Source organism: Candidatus Paracaedibacter symbiosus, assembly GCF_000757605.1.
Classification (GTDB): domain Bacteria; phylum Pseudomonadota; class Alphaproteobacteria; order Paracaedibacterales; family Paracaedibacteraceae; genus Paracaedibacter_A; species Paracaedibacter_A symbiosus.
On record NZ_JQAK01000042.1, the window covers coordinates 1 to 870 of the forward strand.

Annotated in this window: 1 protein-coding gene and 1 pseudogene; both read right to left on the minus strand. The window is 69.3% G+C overall.

Going from position 1 to position 870, the window contains the following annotated elements; genetic code table 11:
- Nucleotides 1-369, minus strand: a pseudogene (locus IG80_RS14525) (NADH-quinone oxidoreductase subunit D); the annotation flags it as partial.
- Between the two features lie 8 nt (nt 370-377).
- A partial coding sequence (locus IG80_RS14530) for an NADH-quinone oxidoreductase subunit C (protein ID WP_075553262.1) occupies nt 378-870 on the minus strand: 493 nt, incomplete at its 5' end.

The following is an 870-nucleotide window of genomic DNA, read 5'->3' on the forward strand; positions in this document are numbered from 1 at the left end:
CAGGATGCGGGTGATCTCGTCGAACATCGTGCGGATGTACTGCGCCCGCTCCGGCGCCTCGATCCCCAGCAGCGATTCGATCGCGCGCACATAGGCGTGCTCGTTGCACATCATCGAGCAGTAGTCCAGGCGGTCCATGTAGCCGATGGACTGGTTGAACGGCTTGGACTCGGCCAGCTTCTCGGTGCCGCGGTGGAGCAGGCCCACGTGCGGGTCGGCGCGGACGATGGTCTCGCCGTCCATTTCCAGGATCAGGCGCAGCACTCCGTGCGCGGCCGGATGCTGGGGGCCGAAGTTCATCGTGTAGTTGCGGATCTCCTGCAACGCAGCCGCGTTTGCCGGGCGCTGGCCGGCCGTGTCCTGGTGCATCTGGGCGCTCACTTGGTGGCCTCGCGCTGGGCGGCTTCGCCGGCGGCGGTGTCGTAGCGCGCGTCGTCGCGGATCACGCGCGGCACGCCCACGCGCGGCTCCACCGAGGTGACCGGCTCGTAGACCACGCGCTTGCGCTCCTCGTCGTAGCGCACCTCCACGTTGCCGATCAGAGGGAAATCCTTGCGGAACGGATGGCCGACGAACCCGTAGTCGGTCAGGATCCGGCGCAGGTCCGGGTGGCCCTCGAAGACGATGCCGTACAGGTCGAACGCCTCGCGCTCGAACCAGTTCACGCCCGGCCAGATGCCGCACACCGACGGCACCACCGGCAGCGCGTCGTCCGGCGCGAAGCAGCGCACGCGCACGCGCTGGTTGTGGGCGTAGGACAGCAGGTGGGCCACGGCGGCGAAGCGGCGCTGCGGGACGTGGGTCGTCTCGATGCTGTTGCCGGCCTGCTCGGTCGGCTGCTCGCCCCAGCCGAAACGGCCGGTGCCCTTG